Annotated in this window: 19 protein-coding genes; 9 read left to right on the top strand and 10 right to left on the bottom strand. The window is 61.3% G+C overall.

Annotated features, from left to right (window positions below):
- Positions 1 to 48 precede the first annotated feature (48 nt).
- Positions 49 to 1,308 carry an MFS transporter gene (locus L085_RS18115; protein ID WP_044031390.1) on the top strand — a complete coding sequence of 420 codons (1,260 nt, stop codon included), beginning with the start codon at positions 49 to 51 and terminating at the stop codon, positions 1,306 to 1,308.
- Entirely contained in the window at positions 1,305 to 2,747 is a 1,443-nt protein-coding gene (locus L085_RS18120) for a glycoside hydrolase family 32 protein (protein ID WP_044031391.1), read from the top strand. The genes L085_RS18115 and L085_RS18120 overlap by 4 nt, the downstream gene beginning before the upstream one ends.
- A gap of 41 nt (positions 2,748 to 2,788) precedes the next feature.
- Here the strand turns inward: L085_RS18120 and L085_RS18125 are convergent, their stop codons facing one another.
- The 3 genes from L085_RS18125 to L085_RS18135 form a co-directional block, all read right to left on the bottom strand.
- Positions 2,789 to 3,790, bottom strand: a complete 1,002-nt coding sequence (locus L085_RS18125) for a LacI family DNA-binding transcriptional regulator (protein ID WP_044031392.1) — start codon at positions 3,788 to 3,790, stop codon at positions 2,789 to 2,791.
- Between the two features lie 69 nt (positions 3,791 to 3,859).
- The gene (locus L085_RS18130; protein ID WP_044031393.1) at positions 3,860 to 4,423 is read right to left on the bottom strand and encodes a HutD family protein; all 564 of its coding nucleotides are present in this window, start codon (positions 4,421 to 4,423) and stop codon (positions 3,860 to 3,862) included.
- Positions 4,423 to 5,793, bottom strand: coding sequence for a formimidoylglutamate deiminase (locus L085_RS18135; protein WP_044031394.1), 1,371 nt, complete (start codon positions 5,791 to 5,793; stop codon positions 4,423 to 4,425). Before L085_RS18135 ends, L085_RS18130 begins: the two co-directional genes overlap by 1 nt.
- Positions 5,794 to 5,973: 180 nt before the next feature.
- On the opposite strand from L085_RS18135, the gene hutC reads away from it, so the two are divergent.
- From hutC to L085_RS18155, 4 genes are all read left to right on the top strand, one after another.
- Positions 5,974 to 6,729, top strand: a complete 756-nt coding sequence (hutC, locus tag L085_RS18140; protein ID WP_015377644.1) for a histidine utilization repressor — start codon at positions 5,974 to 5,976, stop codon at positions 6,727 to 6,729.
- A gap of 157 nt (positions 6,730 to 6,886) precedes the next feature.
- Positions 6,887 to 8,110: an imidazolonepropionase gene (gene hutI, locus L085_RS18145; protein ID WP_004941304.1), complete on the top strand. Its 1,224-nt coding sequence runs from the start codon at positions 6,887 to 6,889 to the stop codon at positions 8,108 to 8,110.
- Positions 8,107 to 8,910, top strand: a complete 804-nt coding sequence (hutG, locus tag L085_RS18150) for an N-formylglutamate deformylase (RefSeq protein ID WP_044031395.1) — start codon at positions 8,107 to 8,109, stop codon at positions 8,908 to 8,910. Before hutI ends, hutG begins: the two co-directional genes overlap by 4 nt.
- 236 nt (positions 8,911 to 9,146) lie before the next feature.
- Positions 9,147 to 10,682 (top strand): serine hydrolase domain-containing protein, encoded by a 1,536-nt coding sequence (locus tag L085_RS18155; protein WP_015377642.1) that lies wholly within the window; start codon positions 9,147 to 9,149, stop codon positions 10,680 to 10,682.
- A 3-nt stretch (positions 10,683 to 10,685) separates the two neighbouring features.
- Here L085_RS18155 and L085_RS18160 read toward each other — a convergent pair whose 3' ends face one another.
- Both L085_RS18160 and L085_RS18165 read right to left on the bottom strand, forming a co-directional pair.
- A complete protein-coding gene (locus L085_RS18160; RefSeq protein ID WP_044031396.1) occupies positions 10,686 to 11,216 on the bottom strand; it encodes a chorismate mutase in 531 nt (176 codons plus the stop codon).
- Positions 11,217 to 11,330: 114 nt separating this feature from the next.
- Entirely contained in the window at positions 11,331 to 11,834 is a 504-nt protein-coding gene (locus L085_RS18165) for an anti-virulence regulator CigR family protein (RefSeq protein WP_004941297.1), read from the bottom strand.
- 442 nt (positions 11,835 to 12,276) lie between these two features.
- Between L085_RS18165 and L085_RS18170 the strand changes: the two genes are divergently transcribed.
- Complete coding sequence (locus tag L085_RS18170; RefSeq protein WP_031300509.1) at positions 12,277 to 12,456, top strand: hypothetical protein; 180 nt, start codon at positions 12,277 to 12,279, stop codon at positions 12,454 to 12,456.
- Positions 12,457 to 12,511: 55 nt separating this feature from the next.
- On the opposite strand, the gene L085_RS18175 is transcribed toward L085_RS18170, so the two are convergent.
- The 5 genes from L085_RS18175 to L085_RS18195 form a co-directional block, all read right to left on the bottom strand.
- Positions 12,512 to 13,390, bottom strand: coding sequence for a nucleoside-specific channel-forming protein Tsx (locus L085_RS18175; RefSeq protein ID WP_031300510.1), 879 nt, complete (start codon positions 13,388 to 13,390; stop codon positions 12,512 to 12,514).
- Between the two features lie 362 nt (positions 13,391 to 13,752).
- The gene (locus L085_RS18180) at positions 13,753 to 14,025 is read right to left on the bottom strand and encodes a hypothetical protein (protein WP_004941292.1); all 273 of its coding nucleotides are present in this window, start codon (positions 14,023 to 14,025) and stop codon (positions 13,753 to 13,755) included.
- Positions 14,026 to 14,098: 73 nt separating this feature from the next.
- Positions 14,099 to 14,992: an aromatic amino acid DMT transporter YddG gene (gene yddG, locus L085_RS18185; protein WP_044031397.1), complete on the bottom strand. Its 894-nt coding sequence runs from the start codon at positions 14,990 to 14,992 to the stop codon at positions 14,099 to 14,101.
- A gap of 91 nt (positions 14,993 to 15,083) precedes the next feature.
- Complete coding sequence (locus L085_RS18190; protein ID WP_004941289.1) at positions 15,084 to 16,454, bottom strand: APC family permease; 1,371 nt, start codon at positions 16,452 to 16,454, stop codon at positions 15,084 to 15,086.
- A 308-nt stretch (positions 16,455 to 16,762) separates the two neighbouring features.
- Entirely contained in the window at positions 16,763 to 18,181 is a 1,419-nt protein-coding gene (locus L085_RS18195; protein WP_015377637.1) for a glutamine synthetase family protein, read from the bottom strand.
- 219 nt (positions 18,182 to 18,400) lie between these two features.
- Here L085_RS18195 and puuD point away from each other — a divergent pair, with 219 nt between their 5' ends.
- Together puuD and puuR are read left to right on the top strand one after the other, a co-directional pair.
- On the top strand, positions 18,401 to 19,162 hold the full coding sequence (gene puuD / locus L085_RS18200; protein ID WP_044031398.1) for a gamma-glutamyl-gamma-aminobutyrate hydrolase: 762 nt from the start codon (positions 18,401 to 18,403) through the stop codon (positions 19,160 to 19,162).
- A complete protein-coding gene (gene puuR, locus L085_RS18205; RefSeq protein ID WP_033638246.1) occupies positions 19,159 to 19,716 on the top strand; it encodes an HTH-type transcriptional regulator PuuR in 558 nt (185 codons plus the stop codon). The genes puuD and puuR overlap by 4 nt, the downstream gene beginning before the upstream one ends.
- Positions 19,717 to 19,731: the final 15 nt, after the last annotated feature.

The following is a 19,731-nucleotide window of genomic DNA, read 5'->3' on the forward strand; positions in this document are numbered from 1 at the left end:
GAGTTAACGTTAACAATAAAGCTGATTTCACTCACCGGGACCTTATCCATGAACCGCGAAACGAAAAAATATTACGTGCTGCTCAGCGGCCTGCTGTTCTTCTTTTTCTTCACCTGGTCTTCCAGCTTTTCACTGATCTCACTCTGGCTGAATCAGAAGATCGGTCTTAAAGGCGCCGAGACCGGCCTGATCTTCTCCGCTATCTCGCTGGTGGCGCTGTGCGCACAGCCGCTGTACGGGTTTATTCAGGACAAACTTGGGCTGCGCAAGCACCTGCTGCAGTTTCTCGGCGTGATGCTGCTGCTGACCGGCCCGTTCTTTATCTACGTTTACGCCCCGCTGCTGGCGAGCAGCCTGCCGCTGGGTGCGTTGGTCGGCGGGCTGTTCATCGGTGCCACTTTCTTCGCCGGCATCGGCGCGCTGGAATCTTATACCGAGCGCGTCAGCCGCATCAGCGGTTTCGAATTCGGCCGCGCCCGCATGTGGGGCTCGCTCGGCTGGGCCAGCGCCACCTTTCTGGCCGGTTTTATCTTCAATATCGATCCGAACATCAATTTCTGGCTGGCCTCCGCCGCCGCCGTGGTGTTTCTGTTGCTGCTCAGCCAGGTGCGCGAGCTGAAACCGAACGCCATGGCCGGCCTGGCGTTTGGCAAACCGGAGAACCTGCGGCTGCAGGACGCGCTGGCGCTGCTGCGCATGCCGGGCTTCTGGGCGTTGGTGGTGTTTGTGCTCGGCATCAGCGTATACAACGTTTTCGATCAGCAATTTTCGGTCTACTTCGCCTCACAGTTCGCGTCACGCGAACAGGGCAACGAGATGTACGGTTTTCTCAACTCGCTGCAGGTCTTCCTCGAAGCCGGCGGTATGTTTCTGGCTCCGCTGCTGGTGAACCGCATCGGCGCCAAGCGGGGGCTGTTGCTGGCGGGCAGCGTGATGGCGCTGCGCATGTTCGGCTCCGGCTTGGTCAGCGGCGCCTTGATGATCTCCGCCATGAAACTGCTGCACGCCGTAGAGTTGCCGATCCTGCTGATCGCTATCTTCAAATACATCGCCAGCCGCTTCGACAGCCGCCTCTCCTCCACGCTGTACCTGGTGGGCTTTCAGTTCATCACCCAGGTGATGGCCAGCTTCCTGTCGCCGCTGGCGGGCTACGGTTATGACCGCATCGGTTTTGCCGACACCTATCTGCTGATGGGCTGCGCGGTCGCCGCCACCACGCTTGTTTCCTGTTTCCTGCTGCGCGGCGAACGTTCCGCCACGGCAGTGCCCTTTCCACCCGCCATTAAATCAAGTGAGTCTGTCCAATGAACACTGCCTTAGCTCAAGCCGACCATGCGGTCGAGGCCCTGCGCGCAGAGCGCCGAGATGATTACTACCCGCAGTTCCATCTCGCGCCGCCCGCCGGCTGGATCAACGATCCCAACGGCCTGATCTGTATTGACGGCGTCTATCATGCGTTCTTCCAGCATCACCCCTACAGCGAACACTGGGGGCCCATGCACTGGGGGCACGCGACCAGCCGCGATCTGATCCGCTGGCAGCACCAGCCCATCGCCCTGGCACCCGATGCGTCCTATGACCAAGACGGTTGTTTTTCCGGCTGCGCCGTGGATGACAACGGCGTGCTGACGCTGATTTACACCGGCCACGTGTGGCTGGGCGAGCCCGGCGACGACAGCCAGGTGCGGGAAGTGCAATGTCTGGCCACCAGCGAAGACGGCTTACGCTTCGTCAAGCACGGGCCGGTGCTGGCCCCGCCGGACGGCATTCAGCATTTCCGCGATCCGAAAGTCTGGCGCGAGAACGGCGAATGGTGGCTGGTGGTCGGCGCTAAAGAAAACGGCCTGGGCCAGGTACGCCTGTACCGTTCTGCAGACCTGCGCGCCTGGCGCTTCGATCGGGTGCTGGCTGGCGCGCAAACGGCGCATCAAGGGTATATGTGGGAATGCCCGGATTTCTTCCCGTTGGGGGAACAACACCTGCTGCTGTTCTCGCCGCAGGGCCTGGCGGCGCAGGGCTACCGCTACCGCAATCGCTTCCAGAGCGGCTATCTGCTCGGCCATTGGCGGCCGGACGGCGACTTTACGGTAACGCAGCCCTTCTGCGAGCTGGATGCCGGCCACGATTTCTATGCGCCGCAGACCTTCACCGCCGCCGATGGCCGCCGGCTGCTGTTTGCCTGGATGGATATGTGGGAATCACCGATGCCCAGCAAAGCGCACCGTTGGGCCGGCGCCCTCACCCTACCGCGCGAGCTGACGCTGGCCGCCGACGGCAGCGTTCGCATGAACCCGGCGCGTGAACTGGCGGCGCTGCGCCGAGAATCGCACTCGTTTTTGGCGCAGACGCTCACCAATCAGCATTTGCCGCTGGCGAACGATGTGCAGGAACTCACTCTGACATTGAGACCGGCCGACAACGACGCCGAGCGTTACGGGCTGGCCATCGGGAGTGCAGCGCGGCTGTTCGTCGATAATCAGGCGCACCGACTGGTACTGGAACGTTTTCATGAAAACCCCGCCCTGAGCACCTGCCGCAGCGTGCCGCTGCCGGAGGGTGACATCCTGTCGCTGCGGATCTTTATCGACCGTTCATCGCTGGAGATTTTCGTTAATCAGGGATTGGCCTGCCTGACCAGCCGCATTTATCCGACGGAGGAGGATCGCCGCCTCAGCCTGTTTGCCGAGGGCGGACGGGCAGAGTTCGAACCCATCACAGGATGGCAGTTGGCTAGCATCTGGGGATAGTGGGAATGAGCACCGGGCGCGCAGCGACGCACCCGGTGCGGTTACAGCGAACCACGCTCCAACAGCGGGCAAGGCACTTTCACCGTATCACGCTGTTCCCGCTGCTCGATCGCATGCAGCGCCGCAAGGCGGCCCAGCTCGTAGTGCGGCAATTGCACCGTCGTCAACGCCGGCAGGAACAGCTCGCCGATGCCAACCATGTTGTCGTAGCCCAGTACCGCCACCTGTTGCGGTATCCGCCATCCTTGCGCCAGCAACACCTGATACACCAAAAAGGCTATCCGATCGTTCCCGCATACCACGACATCGCAATCGCGCCGGCCGGCAGAGAAATGCCGCGCCAGCAGCGCGACGCAGTCGCGATAGCCTTGATCGCCGCCGCTCAGATCGAGATGATACTGCCGCAGCTGTTCAACATCGCGCCCTGCATCGCGCCAGGCGCGCTCCAGACCGCGGCGGCGCAGCCCCGCCGCCAGCGTATCCGCCGGTAAATGAATGCACAGCGGCGTACGATAGCCTTTGGCGATCAGCGTGCGTATCGCGTCATACTGACCTTGCTCGTCATCAGGAATGTAGCTGGCGATCGCATGCGCCGGGCTGACGCAGTTGGCCAGCACCAGCCTTTTGTCCAACAGTTTGGCCGGCACATCCACCTGACGCAGCCCCATGGTGGTGAAGATCACGCCGTCCGGGCGATGCGCCAGCAGCAGATCGACGGTCTGTTCGGCGTTGTCGTCGGCAAACAGATTGACGACGAAGCTGTTCCAGCCGCGCTCGCGGGCGGTTTTCTCAATCGACAGGATCATGTCCACCGAGAACGGCGTCGTGGCGGTGTCCAGCGCCAGCACGCCGAGCGTCTGTACGCGATTTCCGTCACCACGAATACGCCGCGCCGACAGATCCGGCACATAGTCCAACTGGTCGATAGCCTGTTTGACGCGCCGATAGGTTTCCGGCCGCAGCTTGCCGGGCTCATTGATGGCGCGGGACACCGTCATCAACGAGACTCCGGCAAGTTTTGCGACGTCTTTCAGCGAAGCCATGCGCCCTTCTTTATGATTAATGAGGAAAAGTGAATAATCCCATAACCAGGCGCAGGACTCTACTCCGCGTTAGCAGGCTGTGATGTCCGCCCACAGAATAGCGCCGTCGGCCGTCAGCGGCTTCACCTCGCCGCTCACCGCCTGCGCCGCCCACCAGACGCCTTCGCGCGCCCACAGCTCGCCGCCCCCCGGCAGCGACCAGACCCCGCTCAGCACATACAGCACGCCCGCCCGGTTGGGTAGCAGGGTGACGGGCGCCGTGCTGCGCCGCACCTCGGCCGCCTGCCGACCGCGGCGCGTCATGATGTTGAAATCCTGACTGGCGCCGCCCAGCAGCGTCGCTTCCAGCGCCACGTCGCCGGAAAACGCGAACGGCTCCCCGACGCGCGCCAACTGATGGTCGATATGCCCAGCGCTGAACAGCCGCACGCCGTCGCCTTCCAGCAGGGTGATCGAACGATCGATGCCCGCAAAGGCGGAAAACGGCCCGTCCTGCGCGATGGTGGCGATGCTGGCGCGCCAGTCAAAATCCTGCGCGCCCGGCGGCCAGCTGACGATTTCACGGGTTTCCCCACCGCCGTTGCGCCACGGGCTGACCGGCAGCGCGGCAAAGTTAAAACGGGTCAGGCCCATTACGCCTCCTGCTGAAAGGCTTTCAGCACCTGCAGGAACTCGGCGCTGCTCTGCTGCTGCAGCGCGTGCCGTCCCTGCTCGATCACCTGCTGGCCGCCGACGAATACGTCGCGAATTTGCTCTTTGCCGCCGGCGAACAGCCAGCGGTTAAGGATCGAGGCGTCCGGCGCCGCCGCCAGATACGGATCGTCCCCGTCCAGCACCAGCCAGTCGGCGCGATAGCCGCTCTGCAGCCGACCGATCGGCGCGCCGCATGCCTGCGCGCCGCCCTGCAGCGCCTGCGAGTACAGCACATCGCCCACCGCCGACTGTTCCGGCGTCGTCAGGCGATTGCGACGCTGATCGCGCAGCCGCTGGCCGTATTCAAACCAGCGCAGCTCTTCCACCACGTTGAGCGAAACGTGGCTGTCGGAACCGATGCCCCAGCGCCCCTGCTGCTGCAGGTACGCGTCGCCGGGGAAAATACCGTCGCCGAGGTTGGCTTCGGTGGTCAGACACAGGCCGGCCACCGCGCGGCTGCGCGCCAGCGCTTCCAGCTCGTCGCGATCCAGATGGGTGGCGTGCACCAGACACCAGCGCTGATCCACCGGCAGATGGTCATACAGCCAGGCCACCGGGCGCTGCCCGCTCCACGCCAGGCAATCGTTCACCTCTTTTTGCTGCTCGGCGATATGAATATGCACCGGCAAGGTGCGATCCGACGCGGCCAAAATCTGCTGCATCTGCCCTAGCTCCACCGCACGCAGCGAGTGGAAGCACAGCCCCTGATTCTGCAACGGGCGATCCGCCAGCTGGCGGGCAATCACCTGCTGCTGATGCAGATAGCTTTCGGTGTCCTGGATAAAACGTTTCTGCCCCGGCTGGGCCGGCTGCGCGCCGAAACCGGCGTAGCTGTACAGCACCGGCAGCATCGTCATGCCGATGCCGGCCTGATGCGCCGCCTCGCTGAGCCGGCCGGTCATCTCACCGCGATCGGCGTAAGGCTTGCCGTCGGCGTCGTGATGCAGGTAGTGGAATTCGGCCACCTGGGTGTATCCGCCCTTGAGCATTTCGATATACAGTTGACGGGCGACCACCTCCACCTGCTCCGGCGTCAGACGCTGCACCAGGCGGTACATCAGATCGCGCCAGGTCCAGAAACTGTCCTGCGGGTTGCCCGCCACTTCCGCCAGCCCCGCCATCGCGCGCTGGAAAGCGTGGGAGTGCAGGTTCGGCATGCCCGGCACCGCGTCGCCGTGCAGCCGGGTGCAGCCTTGCGGTTCAGCGTCGGCGGTAACTTGAGTCAGGTAACCTTGCGCATCGACGTCCAGCCGGACGTTATGCGCCCAGCCCTCAGGGAGCAAAGCGCGTGGGGCAAAATAAGCAGGCATGGCAGTATTCCACGGTTGATGTAACGGTGAATGAGGCGCGGCGATGGCGCGCATTCAGGAATTTTTTGGCGGCCGCCGGCAAGTTTCTGGCGCGACGGCCACTAGTTGTATATACATATACATACGCCGACATCAACAGTAAACTGGTGTTATTATTTTTTATTTGACGAGGTTAACGTCGTGGCTGAACAACAGACCGTGTTACAACTGGCGGCTGCAATGAGCGATGCCCCCGCCCCGATCTACCAACGGGTCAAACAGGCGATCGTGAATCAAATCCGTGCGGGGCATTGGCAACCGCACCAGCGCGTGCCCTCCGAAAGTGAACTGGTGGCGGAACTGGGCGTCAGCCGCATGACCATCAACCGCGCGCTGCGCGAGCTGACCAGCGAAGGTTTTTTGATCCGCATGCAGGGCGTCGGCACCTTCGTCGCCGAAGCCAAGGCGCATACCGCACTGCTGGAAGTGCACAACATCGCCGATGAGATCGCCGCGCGCGGCCATCGCCACAGCAGTAAAATCCTCGAGCTGAAGGCCCGCCCGGCCAGCGAGGAAGAAGCGACGGCGCTGGGCATTCAGCCCGGCCAACGGCTGTTCTACTCCCAGATCGTGCATTACGAAAACGACGTGCCGGTGCAGGTGGAAGACCGCTGCGTCAACCCGCTGGTGGCGCCGGATTACCTGAAGCAGGATTTCGACCGCGTCACCCCTTACACCTACCTGACGCAGGCCGCGCCGCTGACCGCCGGCGAACACATCGTCGAAGCGGTGATCCCCACCCGGCGGGAGCGCGAGCTGCTGCAGCTGGAGGATCACGAACCCGGCCTGCTGATCCATCGCCGCACCTGGTCCGGCAAAACCGTGGTGACCTCGGCGCGGTTGCTGTACCCCGGCAGCCGCTATCAGCTGTTCGGCCGCTTCACCAGCGAAGTCTGAACCCCGGCGGGCGCGCCCTGCGCCCGCATCTCCGCTGTCGATCACATCCTGATAACAAAATCTCGCCCGCCTCTTGTGACATCCCGGTGAATGCGTTAGGTTATTTTTAATTGTATATACAACCATGTGGGAGCTGCGGCTCCGGCGGAGGAAAGCAATGACGTCTGAGATCCACTGTGACAGCCTGTGGCACGGCGCCGATATCGTCACCATGCGCGACGGTAAATATCACACCCTGACCGACGGCGCGATCGCCGTACGCGACGGCAAGATTGTCTGGATTGGCGAACATGCGGCGCTGCCGCCCGATCTTATCGCGGACGAAACGGTGAAATTCGACGGCGGCATCATCACCCCCGGCTTTGTTGACTGCCACACGCACCTGGTGTTCGGCGGCAATCGCAGCGGCGAGTTCGAACAGCGGCTGAACGGCGTAAGCTACGCCGACATCGCCGCGCAGGGCGGCGGCATCATCTCCACCGTGAAAGCCACCCGCGAGGCCGACGAAGCGTTGCTGCTGGAGCAGGCGCTGTTCCGCCTGCGGCCGCTGCTGGCGGAAGGCGTCACCTGCGTGGAGATCAAATCCGGCTATGGCCTCAGCCCGGAGAGCGAACTGAAAATGCTGCGGGTGGCGCGCAAGTTGGGCGAGCTGCTGCCGGTCGAGGTGAAAACCACCTGTCTGGCGGCCCATGCGCTGCCGCCGGAATACGCCAACCGCGCCGACGACTACATCAATCTGGTCTGCGACACCATCATCCCGCAGGCGGCGGCCGCCGGTCTGGCGGATGCGGTCGACGCCTTCTGCGAGCATCTGGCGTTCTCACCGGCGCAGGTGGAGCGCGTCTTCGCCGCCGCCGAAGCCGCCGGTCTGCCGGTCAAACTGCACGCCGAACAGCTCTCCGCCCTCGGCGGCAGCACGCTGGCGGCGCGCCATCACGCGCTCTCCGCCGACCATCTCGAATACGCTACCGAGCAAGACGCCCGCGCCATGGGCGACGCCGGCACCGTGGCGGTGCTGCTGCCGGGCGCTTACTACCTGCTGCGTGAAACCCAATGCCCGCCGGTAGAGCTGTTCCGCAAACACCACGTGGCGATGGCGATCGCCAGCGACGCCAACCCCGGCACGTCGCCGGCACTGTCGCTGCGCCTGATGATCAACATGGCCTGCACGCTGTTCCGCCTGACGCCGGAAGAGGCGCTCGCGGGCGTCACCACCCACGCCGCCAAAGCGCTGGGGCTGCAGCACAGCCACGGCACGCTGGAAACCGGCAAGGTGGCGGACTTCGTTCACTGGCCGCTGTCGCGGCCGGCGGAACTGGCTTATTGGTTGGGCGGCCAGCTGCCCTGTACGGTGATTTTCCGAGGAGAAGTACGTCAATGACCATTCGCGATCCTTTTAGCTTCCAGACCGGCAGCCTGCCGCTGCTGATCAGCATCCCGCACGCCGGCACACAACTGACGCCGGCGGTCGAAGCCGGGCTGACCGACGACGCTCGCCCGCTGCCCGATACCGACTGGCACATTCCGCAGCTGTACGACTTCGCCCGGGCGATGGGCGCCAGCGTACTGGTCGGCAACTACTCGCGCTTCGTCATCGATTTGAACCGCCCGGCGGACGACAAGCCGCTGTACACCACCGCCACCACCGGCCTGTATCCCGACGTGCTGTTCGACGGTCGCCCAAGCTTCCTGCCGGGCAAAGCGCCTACGGACGAAGAACGCGCCCTCTACCTGCAGCAAATTTGGCAACCTTATCATCAGCAGCTGCAGAACGAACTGGCGCGCCTCAAAGCGCGCCACGGCTATGCGCTGCTGTTCGACGCGCACTCGATCGCCTCGGTGATCCCACGGCTGTTCGACGGCCAGCTGCCGGATCTCAATCTCGGCACCAACGGCGGTGAAAGCTGCGCCCAGGCGCTGAGCGATCGGCTGGTCGCCTGCTGCGAGCAGCAACAGCAGTACACCCACGTGCTGAATGGCCGCTTCAAGGGCGGTTATATCACCCGCGCCTATGGTCAACCGCAGCAGCAACAGCATGCGATCCAGCTCGAACTGGCGCAGGTCAACTACATGTCCGAACAGTATCCTTTTGCGTTCGAGCCCCAGCGCGCCGCCTCGCTGCAGCGCCTGCTCAAGCAGATGATTGAAAGCCTGTTGGAGGGTGCCGCCAGACTGAATTGATCCCCCTTTACAGGCGCCGCCGGGCGCCTGTTTTTCTCCTGCCTCTAACCGCAACGCCAGCAGCAATCTGCGCGCTATATCAAAGTTTCGCGTGATTCCCCGCTAACTGGTCTAAACAGCGCACAAAACGGCGGCCGACGAAAAACGCACTGCGCCACAATCAGCCCAAAAGCCCGCGCTCAGCGCCGGGCGCGTGTGGCCGAGCTGGCCCGTTTCGAATACTCTCTGGAGGCCCTATGTCTGTAACACCGTTAAACTGGCGCGCTGCCGGCGCCTTGGCCGAACAACTGCTGGCCGGCTGGCAACGGCATGGCGAACCCGGCGGCGCCATCACCCTGTTTGACGCCCAACAACGCCGCGCCACCGCCTGCGCCGGCCTGGCCGATCTGGCGCAGAACACCCCCTTCACCGCCGACAGCGTGGTGCGTTATGCCTCAGTGACCAAGCATATCTTCGCCGCGCTGGCGCTGAACGCCACCGAGCGCGCCATTCGGCTGGAGCAACGCCTGGGTGAACTGCTCCCCGCCCTGCAGCCCGCGTTGGCGGACGTTACCGTCGGCCAGGCGCTGGACATGACCGGCGGCCTGCCCGACGTGCGCGAGACGCTCGGCCTGCTGGGCATCTCGCTGCACGCCGTCAGCGAGGCGCAGCCGGTGATGCAGTTCGTCGAGGGGCTGGAGAAATTGAACTACGAAGCCGGCAGCGAGATCGCCTACAGCAATACCGGCTATCGGCTGCTGGAGGCCGCGCTGCGCAGCAAAGGGTATGATTTCGACCAACTGGTGCAACAGCACATCGCCCGGCCGCTGCAGGTGCAGATGCGGGCGCCGGAAAGCTGGTTCGACGTAGTGCCGGGGTTGGTGCCGGGTTACTGGCGTGCGCCGCAGGGCTGGCAACACGCCAGCGCCGGCCTGCACCTTTCCGCCTCCGGCAGCCTGACCGGCAGCCTCAACGCCCTCACCCGCTGGCTGCAGACGCTGCTGGCCGACGAGGGCCCCGGCCAAGGCGTGCTGGCGCAACTCGGCGCACCGCGCCGCCTTAATCAGGGCCAGCTCAGCGCCTATGGCCTGGGTCTGGCGCAAACCCCGCTGGGCCGCCGCCGCTTGCTCGGCCACGGCGGTTCCCACGCCGGTTACAAAACCTATTTCCTGCTGGCGCCCGACCGTCAGGCCGGCGTCGCGCTGGTGGCCAACCGCGAAGACTGCGACAGCTTCGGCATGGTCTTACAGGTGATGGCGACGCTGCTGGGCGAACCGTTGCCGCAGCGCAGCGCGGCGATCCCCGATGGCCTCTACGCCACCCTGGCGGAGCCGCACTGGCTGGAGGTCAAAGACGGCAATCTGGCCTATCTGGGCAGCGGTGAGCCGCTGTATCAGGGCGAGGATGGGTACGCGGTGTCGCTGTCCGCCCATATGCCGATCAAATTGAAATGGACCGGTGAAGCGATCGAGGGCGAAGTCGGGCATGTGGCGCGCCGTTTCCTGCCGGTGACGGCCAACGGCGACTGCCTGAAGCATGTGCAGGGGCTGTGGTATCACCCGCACTATCGCACTGCCTTTGAAATTCGCGGCAATCGGGTGCATATCGGCGTCGGCCCGGCGGCGCAGACCGGCACACTCAGCCCGCTCGGCCAGGGCCGCATGCTGGTGGAGTGCCAGGACGGCCCGTGGTTAAAACGCTTTTGCCTCTATTTCCGCGGTTACAACGTGGATCTCATCGCCAACCGCAGCCGGATGCTGACCTTCCGCCGCAGCACCGTCGGCCGCGACTGACGCTCAGCGTGCGCTGCCGGTTTTGACCGCCAGCAGCGCATCCGCCAGCCGCCGTTTGTCGGCGTCGCTGAGATTCACCTGATCCACCGACGCCATAAACGCCGCCCGATCCGCCTCGCCGAGCGGGCCGGCACGCAGCCGCTCCGCCAACCGTTGCAATATCTGGCTGCTCAGTTGCGCGATCTGCGGGCGCACCTGCGCCAACGGGCGCGGCTTCCAGCCGGATCCCGGGTTCGCCAACCAGTCGGCACGATAGCGGTACTGAATCGCCTTGGCGGCGTCCATCTGCGCGGTGATAAAAGGCCGTACCGACGCCGGCTCCAGCCCCAAACGCCCCGCCTCCGCCTGCGCGCTGGCCAACACCTTCGCCTCCTGCGCCAGATCTTCGATCGGTAAATGCTGCTGCGCCTTGTAACCGGCAACGTCTTTCATCAACGACAGCCGTTGGTTCACCAGCTCGCCGATGGCGGCGGCGCCGCCCGCCAACGCGGGAAAACTGGTCAAACAGCAGGCTATCAATAACGCCCTGAACATGGCGCCTCCCTTATGATGCAGTGAAAACGTAAGGCCCAAAGTTCATCACGTCCGCCCCGCGCTGGCAAATAAAAAGGCCCCGCCGCAGCGAGGCCCGATAACGCTCGACAAACGTTAGTCGAAAACGCCATTGATCACGGAGGCCACAATCGCGGTGCTGAGTGCGACCAGCACCAGATCGTCGCCGGCGATACGCCACTCATAACCCGGGTACTGCGGCAACTCACGCAGCATCGAGTAAGGCACCACTTTTTTGGCGATGCCCGGCGGCAGCGGTTTACCGCGCGCCAGATTTTTGGCGATGCCCGGTGGCAGCGAGCTGTAGCCGGTCAGGCCATAGTTGTGCGCCAGCGAACGGGCGCGGTCGCGCGAGAGGCTGACGGATACCAGATTATCGTCGTTCCTATAGCCGCCTTTATCTTTATTGCCTTTGTTGCCGTGATTGCCGTTGTTACCGTTGTTGCCATGGTTACCGTTATTGCCGTGATTGCCGCTGTTGCCATGGCCGTTTCCGTTGCCGTTACCATTGCCGCCTTTGTCGGCCAAGGCCGGGGCGGATGACAACCCCAGCGATGCAATCAGCGCCAACACCGTGAGAGTCGTACGACGTTTGTTCATGTTGTGTATTCCTGCGTGGATGACTCTGTTGACTATAGCTGGCCTTTTCCAGACAAAGTATAAGGAAAACTCCGAGATGACAGTGCGGTTTTACGGCATTCGCGCCACTCTCTTGTTTTAACGCAAAACGCCTCGAAAATGCCGATGCTTGTCTCAGATTTTTCTTGAAGAAAAATAAGCCTTACGCTAGCGTGGGAAGGTAACAAAAAAGAGTTAGTGTGCTCTTTTTCGTCGCACCTCAAATCTTATTCTTATCATCCATAATGATAATAGCGAACATTTCCCGCCTCTCCGTGCGGGATTCTTTTTCCCGCCGCTGTCGCCCCAATCTGGTGCTTTATGTTGAGATTTCGTTGCCGATAATTTACATTCGCTGTCTGAGAAACCTCAACCTCCCGCGGTGGCCAGGCTGGCAACGGGTGGGCGTTCAGGAGCAAAAGACGTGCAAATGACCCTCATGGAATACATCACTCGGCACTTTAACGGCGATCTTCATCAGTACGCGCAGTCGGAAGGCGTCAGCCGTGAACAAATCATTAGTTGGATAAATAATGAATGTCACGTGATCAAAGGCAGACTGTTTATGCCGGTGAAGCATCTCCCGGTTGAACAAGCCCAGTGATGACGAAAAAAAAACCCCGCCAGGCGGGGTTTTCTGTTTCTGATAGCACGGAAAATCAGAAGTTATAGCCGACCACGAGGTAATAACCCCAACCGGTAGACTTGATCGGGCCCTGCGGGGTGCCGATATCCGCGCCATCCTGCCACTGACCGCCGTTATGGAAATAACGCGCCACGAAAGAATAGTGCCAGTGATCGTAGTTCAGCGCCAAAATATGGCTGGAGGCGATAGAGTTGCCGGTGCGCACCTGTTTGCCGTTGATCGCGTTACCACTGTCCTTGCCCAGATCGGAACCGAAGTCGAAGTTGGTGAAGCCGATGTAGCTCAGGTTGCCGCCCCACACCTGGGTCAGCGGTACGAAGTATTTCACCTTGAAGCGGTAACCGTCCCAGCTGTTCTCGTTGGCAGCCTGGTAGTTTTCCCACTGGTATTTGGCATAGATGTTCATCGACAGGCTCATCGGCAGGCCGGTGTCGATATCGGTGCCCAGACCCATGTACCAGGTGTTTTGACGGCCGTCGGCGTTGTGGCCCAGATCATAGATGTAGTTGTTGGCGAAGTACCACTCTTTGAACGGACCGAAGCTCAGATCGGTGCCGGTCAGTTTGTCGATGGAGAAACGTGGTTCAATCTCCATAAACAGTGGGGAGCCTTTGTCCCAGATACCGCGATCCGGGGTGTTGCCTACGCCGAAGAACTTCGGCACGTCAACGTAACCGTAGAAATCGAACCAGTCTTTCTTGGCGAAGGCTTCGTATTCGAGATACACATCGTTATTCAGCTGCGGCCCGAAACGGGTGTGGTAGCTGCCCACCACGTTAACGCTCTGGTGCCACCAGTCGGAGACATATTGACTGTCTTTGCTATCAGCCATTGATGATGCACTGTAAGACGCTGCGAGCAGTACACCTGCTGCGAGAGCTATTTTTTTCATTTTATTACCACATGCTTAAAGGGCCATTTCCTGCCCGTTTAGAAAAGATGACAATGAGTCTGCCGACACCTGGCGTTGTCTTCACACAGAAACTCGGATGACGCGCGCATTATAGAAACCACTGACTGTAAGAATCTGTGATCCAGTTACGCATTTCGCGAATAGGTAATCGATTGCGTTCACATTTGTCAAATTATGTTTCATGCAAATTCACATTCGCTGTGATTTTTGTCATGCACCGCGTTTTTTAGCGCAGTTTTTGAGCCAAATGACATCAGGGCGTCATCGCGAGGTGGAAAAGAAAAAGCCGACGCGCCAGCGCCGGCCTTCATCAGCATCAGGAGAAAGTACGGAACGTGAAATCAGTTCACCGCCGGCACCGCTTTGGCGATGTTTTCCTGGCGGAACGCCACCTCTTCACCGTTTTTCACCTCCCAACTGGCGACCGGAATATCGGTCTTGGGCGCAGCCGCGACGACCGAGCCGTAAATCAGCTTGTCGTCGCGACGCAAAATATAAACGTCGAGCTGATATTCATGTCGCAAATTCGCCGTGGTCAGGCGAACGGTATCGCCGCGCTCATAGTGATGCACGTCGATTTCAGGCTGTTGAATAAATTGAATGTCGCTTCTCATCGTCGTCGTTCCTTCAGGCAACATGGCTAGTTAAATTCTAGTTCAACATTGCGACGACAGCGGATAATTTCCGTTAATTTCCGCGAGTTGCCCGCCAACAGATCAGCGAACCGAGAGTGACCATCGCCACGCCCTGCCAGAAATTGACGGTCAGCGAGGTGTGCAACACCAACGCGGCGAACACCGCCGACAGCACCGGGGTAAAATAGGAGACGGTGGCCAGCAGCGTCATGTTGCCGTGCAAGATGCCGACGTTCCAGCCGGCATACCCCGCCCCCATAGCCACCCCGGCGCACAGCAGCGTCACGGTCACGCCGACGCTGAACTGCATGCCGTTTTCCGCGCTGAAGGCATACTTCAGCCACAGCGCCAGCGCGGTCAGCACGATAAACAGCACCACGCCGTTGCTGCCCCGGGCGATCTTCTTGGTCAGGTTGCAATACAGCGCCCAAATCACCGCGCCGCTGAACGCCAGCGTATAGCTGAGCGGATTGCTGCGCACGTTGGCTACCATCTGCGCCGGCGACCAGCCCCCCTCGCCGCTCATGATCCAGCCGATGCCGAACAGCGACAGCAACAGCCCCGGCAGCAGCCACCATTTCGCCTTTTGCCCGTTGAGCGCCAGCGCCATCAGCACGGTGAAACAGGGCCACAGGTAGTTGATCATGCCCACTTCTATCGCCTGCAGGCGGTTATTGGCGTAGCCGAGCGACAGCGACAGGCAGATCTCGTAGCTGACGAACAGCAGGCTGCCGACGATGAGATAAGGCCGCGGAAAGCTGCGCCATTTCGGCACGCCGAGCGCCACCAGCAAGAACGCCGCGCTGACGCTGTAGATCATCGCCGCGCCGCCGACAGGCCCCAGCCCTTCGCTGACGCTTCTGATCAGGCCGACGACGCTGCTCCACAGCACGATGGCCAACAAACCGAACAGCGTGGCGCGGGTGCGCGAGGGCAAAGCGGGCATAAGGCAGGTCCAATAGGTTATTTTTTATCAGGTTTTTCACTCTACTGCCGCACGCGCTAAAAAGAAAGGCGGGAAACTCCCGCCTGTGAATTTATTGCTGCGGTTGCCGCTCCAGCTGCGGCGGCGGCTGACGAAAACGTCGGGTCAGCCAGGCCAAATAGCCGAAACCCAGCGTCGCCCAGATAAGCCCCATGGTCAGCGAGCTCTTCTCCAGGTTCAGCCACAGCACCCCCACCGTCAACGCCCCCACCAGCGGCAGGAACAGGAAGTTGAAGCGATCCTTCCAGCTTTTGTTGCGCCCTTCGCGAATAAAGAAGTGGCTGATCACCGACAGGTTAACGAAGGTAAAGGCCACCAGCGCGCCAAAGTTGATCAGCGCCGTAGCGGTCACCAGATCGAACGACAGCGCCGACAACGCCACCAGCCCGACCATCAGTACGTTCAGCGCCGGCGTGCGCCATTTGGGGTGGATATAGCCGAAGAATTTCTCCGGGAACACGTTGTCACGCCCCATCACATACAGCAAGCGCGACACGCTGGCGTGCGACGCCAGGCCGGAGGCCAACGTGTTGATAAAGGTCACGCACAGGAAGATCGACTGGAACAGCTTGCCGCCGACGTACAGCGCGATCTCCGGCAGCGCGGCGTCGGGTTGGTGAAAGCGTTGAATGGTCGGGAAAAACAGCTGGATAAAGAACGAAACGCTAATAAAGATCACCCCGCCGTACAGCGCAGTCAGGAAGATGGCGCGCGGAATAACCTTGGCGGCGTCGGGCGTCTCCTCGCACAGCGTGGTGACCGCGTCAAAACCGAGGAACGAGAAGCACAGGATAGTCGCGCCGGTAATGATCGGCAGCAGGTGGGCATTCTCGCTGAGGAACGGCCGCAGGCTCCACACCGTGCCCATCCCCTCGCCGTTGTGCAGGCCGCGCACCACCAGGTAGATAAATACCAGAATGATCGCCACCTGCGCCAGCACGAACAGGGTATTGAAGTTGGCCACCAGATTGACGCTTTTCAGGTTGATGGCGGTGATCAGGATAACGAAGCCCACCACCCACACCCAGGGCGGCACTTCCGGGAACAGCGCGGTCAGGTAAATCTTCGCCAGCAGCGTGTTGATCATCGGCAGGAACAGATAATCCAGCAGCGACGACCACCCCACCAGAAAACCGACGTGCGGGTTGATCGCCTTCTGCGCATAGGTGTAGGCAGAGCCGGCGGTAGGAAACTGGCGCACCAGTTTGCCGTAGCTGATGGCGGTGAACAACACGCCGGCCAGCGCCAGCAAATAGGAGGTCGGCACATGGCCGTCGGTGAGGCCGGAGACAATGCCGAAGGTGTCGAACACTGTCATCGGGGTCAGATAGGCCAGGCCCATCATCACCACCTGCCACAGCTTGAGGGATTTGCGCAGCTGCGGTTTGCCCGCCGGGCCGCTGTCGATGGCTTTAATCGTCATGGCAGTTCCCCTTTTGGTCCTCTGCTGTCAACCGTGCAACGTCATTCAGAGAGGCCGCGGGGAAACTGCTGTTCAGGCGGCGGGAAAAACGATTTTGGGTCACTGTCGGGCGGCCGGCGACCGGCCCGTAGGCACTGCGGCACAGGCAGACGCCTGCGCATGGGGATGACTGAGTCATGGTTATTTCCTCGTCGGCGTCCTGTACGCCGTGATAGAAGAAATTCTGTACCGCAGCGCGCAGCCTCACCGGCCACAGGAGAGCCGATGAAATGCGCCGGACGCGCGCGGTAGTCGTTAGGTGAGCGGGATCAGGCGTTTTTCAGCATCCACTCGATTTCGGTTTCGGTGATCAGGCGCTCGAACTGCACCAGCTCGTCGGTTTTGCAGGCCAGGTAGACATGGCTGAAGCGTTCGCCCAGCAATGCATTGAGCACCGGCTGATGCTCAAACTCGTACAGCGCGTCGCTCTGGCGGATTGGGAACGGCAGCCCGTCCTGCTCCAGCCCGTTGCCGGTCACCGGCTCAGGCAGCGGCAATGCGGTTTCCAGGCCGTAGACAATGCCGGCCAGAATGGTCGCCATCACCAGATAAGGGTTGGCGTCGGCGCCCGCCACGCGATACTCCACGCGGTGGTTGTCGCGATCGCCGCAGGGAATGCGCAGCGCCACGGTGCGGTTGTTATGCCCCCAGGAAGCCTGGGTCGGCACATACATGCCGGGCTGGAAACGGCGATAGGCGTTGACGTTCGGCGCCAGCAGCGCCATCGAGGACGGCATCAGGGCGATCATGCCCGCCAGCGCCTGTTTCAGCAGCGCCGAATCTTCGCCGTCGTCATCGGCGAACACATTGTCGCCTTGCGCATTCAGCATGCTGATGTGCACGTGCATGCCGCTGCCGGCGTGTTCCTCATACGGCTTGGCCATAAAGGTGGCCTGCATGTTGTGGTTCTCGGCCACCATGCGCACCAACCGTTTCAGCGCCAGCGCATGGTCGCAGGCCTGCAGCACATCATCGGTATGGTGCAGGTTGACTTCGAACTGCCCCGGCGACGCTTCCGCCACCGCGCCGTCCGCCGGAATGCCCTGCAAACGGGCCAGCTCGTCGATTTCGCTCAGCACATCGGCGAAATGGTTCAGGTTATCGACGGAGTACACCTGGCTTTGGGTGTTGCGCTCCTGGGTTCCCGGCGCGCAAGGCGGCTGCAGATAGCCCTCCGCATCGCGTTGACGATCGATGAGATAGAACTCCAACTCTACCGCTACCACGGGGGAAAGCCCGCGCTGACGCAAACGCTGCCACACTCGGTTCAGCACATTGCGCGGTTCAACGTCAAAGGGAGTGCCATCTTCATCCAGCATGGTGAGCAGCACCTGCGCGATATATTGCGGGTCCGCCGCCGACGGCGTCAGCGTGCCCGGCACCGGCACGCACACGTGATCCGGCTCGCCCAACTCCTGCCCCAGCCCGGCCTCTTCTACGACGTTGCCGAGAATATCCATTGCAAATACCGACGCAGGGAAATAACAGCCCTTCTCCAGTTTGTTCAGGCCGCCGACCGGGATGCGTTTGCCGCGGAAGCTGCCGTTCAGATCGGTCAGCAGTACGTCGACATGTTGGGTTAACGGATAACGTTCCAAATACTTCTTCACTTCGCGCTGGAACGCGCTACTTCGTCTCTCTTCACTGTGCTGAACAAAGTTTTCCACTTCTACGATGTTGGTCTGCATGGTTCACCCGCCGTTTGTGTTTTGCTGTCGTCGATGCTTATTGACCGTCTTGTTCAATATAATGCCCACAAATGAAACGTAGATGAAACAAATTTGTTTTGCAAGTGTTACTTTTGGTTTGAATATTGCCCAATCGACTGCTAGATTTATAGAATATTGAACGAAATCGGCGGTGGAGAAGCTTATCGTTCATAATTTCGAACGTACCAAGGGGATAGCATGGACAATATATTTAACAGACCAGTCATCGGCGTCGTCATGTGCAGGTATAGGTTAAACGGGCACCTCACACAGACCTTGCAAGAAAAGTACCTGAATGCCGTTATCACCGCCGGCGGCTTGCCGATCGCCCTGCCGCACGCGCTGGCGGAGCCGGAAATGCTGGCGGAACTGTTGCCGCGCCTCGACGGCATTTTGCTGCCGGGCAGCCCCAGTAATGTGCAGCCGCACCTTTATGGTGAAAACGGCGATGAGCCTGACGCCGATCCTGGCCGAGACGCGTTGAGCCTGGCGCTGCTCCGCCAGGCGTTCGACAGGCGCATTCCCCTTTTCGCCATTTGCCGCGGCATGCAGGAGATGGTGGTCGCCACCCAAGGCACCCTGCATCGCCGCCTGTACGAACTGCCCGAGCTGCTGGAGCATCGTGAAGATCACGACCTGCCGCTGGAACAGCAATACGCCCCCGCCCATGAAGTCATCGTTCAGGAAGGGGGGCTACTTTCGCAACTGATACCGGATTGCAACAGATTCTGGGTGAACTCGCTGCACGGCCAGGGCGCCAAAACTCTGGGCGCGAGCGTTCGCGTCGAGGCGCACGCCGCCGACGGGCTGGTGGAGGCGATCAGCGTGCGCGATCAGCCCTTCGCGCTCGGCGTGCAGTGGCACCCGGAGTGGAACAGCGACGAGTACGCCCTGTCGCGCCTGTTGTTTGATGGTTTCATCACCGCCTGTCGGAACTATCAAAAGGAAAAACGCCCATGAGCGACGTCAGCTTGGCACCGGGAAAACGTCTGTCGCAGATCCGTCAACAATTGGGGTTGTCGCAGCGCCGGGTCGCCGAACTGTCTGGGTTAACCCACAGCGCCATCAGTACTATCGAGCAGGACAAGGTCAGCCCGGCCATCAGCACGCTGCAAAAGCTGCTGACGGTATACGGTCTGTCGCTGTCGGCGTTTTTCGCCGAGCCGGAAAAACCGGCAGAACCGCAGATCGTGATAGGCAGTGACGATCTGATCGAAATCGGCAGCCAGGGCGTTTCGATGAAGCTGATCCACAACGGCGATCCGAACCGCACGCTGGCAATGATGATCGAGACCTACGAACCGGGCACCACCACCGGCGAGCGCATCAAACACCAAGGGGAAGAGATCGGCACGCTGCTGGAGGGCGAAGTGGTGCTGCAGGTCAACGGCCAGAGCTATCACCTGCTGGCCGGGCAGAGCTACGCCATCAATACCGGCATTCCCCACAGCTTCAGCAACACGTCGGCGCGCATTTGCCGGATTATCAGCGCCCATACGCCGACGACATTCTGATCAACGGAGCCAGGC

The sequence above is a fragment of the Serratia sp. FS14 genome (assembly GCF_000695995.1).
In the GTDB taxonomy this organism is placed as follows: domain Bacteria; phylum Pseudomonadota; class Gammaproteobacteria; order Enterobacterales; family Enterobacteriaceae; genus Serratia; species Serratia nematodiphila.

What these genes read in the sequence shown, in the direction of transcription:
- L085_RS18115 (WP_044031390.1), top strand. Translation starts at nt 49, where the DNA reads ATGAACCGCGAAACGAAAAAATATTACGTGCTGCTCAGCGGCCTGCTG.
- L085_RS18120 (WP_044031391.1), top strand. Translation starts at nt 1,305, where the DNA reads ATGAACACTGCCTTAGCTCAAGCCGACCATGCGGTCGAGGCCCTGCGC.
- L085_RS18125 (WP_044031392.1), bottom strand. Translation starts at nt 3,790, where the DNA reads ATGGCTTCGCTGAAAGACGTCGCAAAACTTGCCGGAGTCTCGTTGATG.
- L085_RS18130 (WP_044031393.1), bottom strand. Translation starts at nt 4,423, where the DNA reads ATGGGCCTGACCCGTTTTAACTTTGCCGCGCTGCCGGTCAGCCCGTGG.
- L085_RS18135 (WP_044031394.1), bottom strand. Translation starts at nt 5,793, where the DNA reads ATGCCTGCTTATTTTGCCCCACGCGCTTTGCTCCCTGAGGGCTGGGCG.
- hutI (WP_004941304.1), top strand. Translation starts at nt 6,887, where the DNA reads ATGACGTCTGAGATCCACTGTGACAGCCTGTGGCACGGCGCCGATATC.
- hutG (WP_044031395.1), top strand. Translation starts at nt 8,107, where the DNA reads ATGACCATTCGCGATCCTTTTAGCTTCCAGACCGGCAGCCTGCCGCTG.
- L085_RS18155 (WP_015377642.1), top strand. Translation starts at nt 9,147, where the DNA reads ATGTCTGTAACACCGTTAAACTGGCGCGCTGCCGGCGCCTTGGCCGAA.
- L085_RS18160 (WP_044031396.1), bottom strand. Translation starts at nt 11,216, where the DNA reads ATGTTCAGGGCGTTATTGATAGCCTGCTGTTTGACCAGTTTTCCCGCG.
- L085_RS18165 (WP_004941297.1), bottom strand. Translation starts at nt 11,834, where the DNA reads ATGAACAAACGTCGTACGACTCTCACGGTGTTGGCGCTGATTGCATCG.
- L085_RS18175 (WP_031300510.1), bottom strand. Translation starts at nt 13,390, where the DNA reads ATGAAAAAAATAGCTCTCGCAGCAGGTGTACTGCTCGCAGCGTCTTAC.
- L085_RS18180 (WP_004941292.1), bottom strand. Translation starts at nt 14,025, where the DNA reads ATGAGAAGCGACATTCAATTTATTCAACAGCCTGAAATCGACGTGCAT.
- yddG (WP_044031397.1), bottom strand. Translation starts at nt 14,992, where the DNA reads ATGCCCGCTTTGCCCTCGCGCACCCGCGCCACGCTGTTCGGTTTGTTG.
- L085_RS18190 (WP_004941289.1), bottom strand. Translation starts at nt 16,454, where the DNA reads ATGACGATTAAAGCCATCGACAGCGGCCCGGCGGGCAAACCGCAGCTG.
- L085_RS18195 (WP_015377637.1), bottom strand. Translation starts at nt 18,181, where the DNA reads ATGCAGACCAACATCGTAGAAGTGGAAAACTTTGTTCAGCACAGTGAA.
- puuD (WP_044031398.1), top strand. Translation starts at nt 18,401, where the DNA reads ATGGACAATATATTTAACAGACCAGTCATCGGCGTCGTCATGTGCAGG.
- puuR (WP_033638246.1), top strand. Translation starts at nt 19,159, where the DNA reads ATGAGCGACGTCAGCTTGGCACCGGGAAAACGTCTGTCGCAGATCCGT.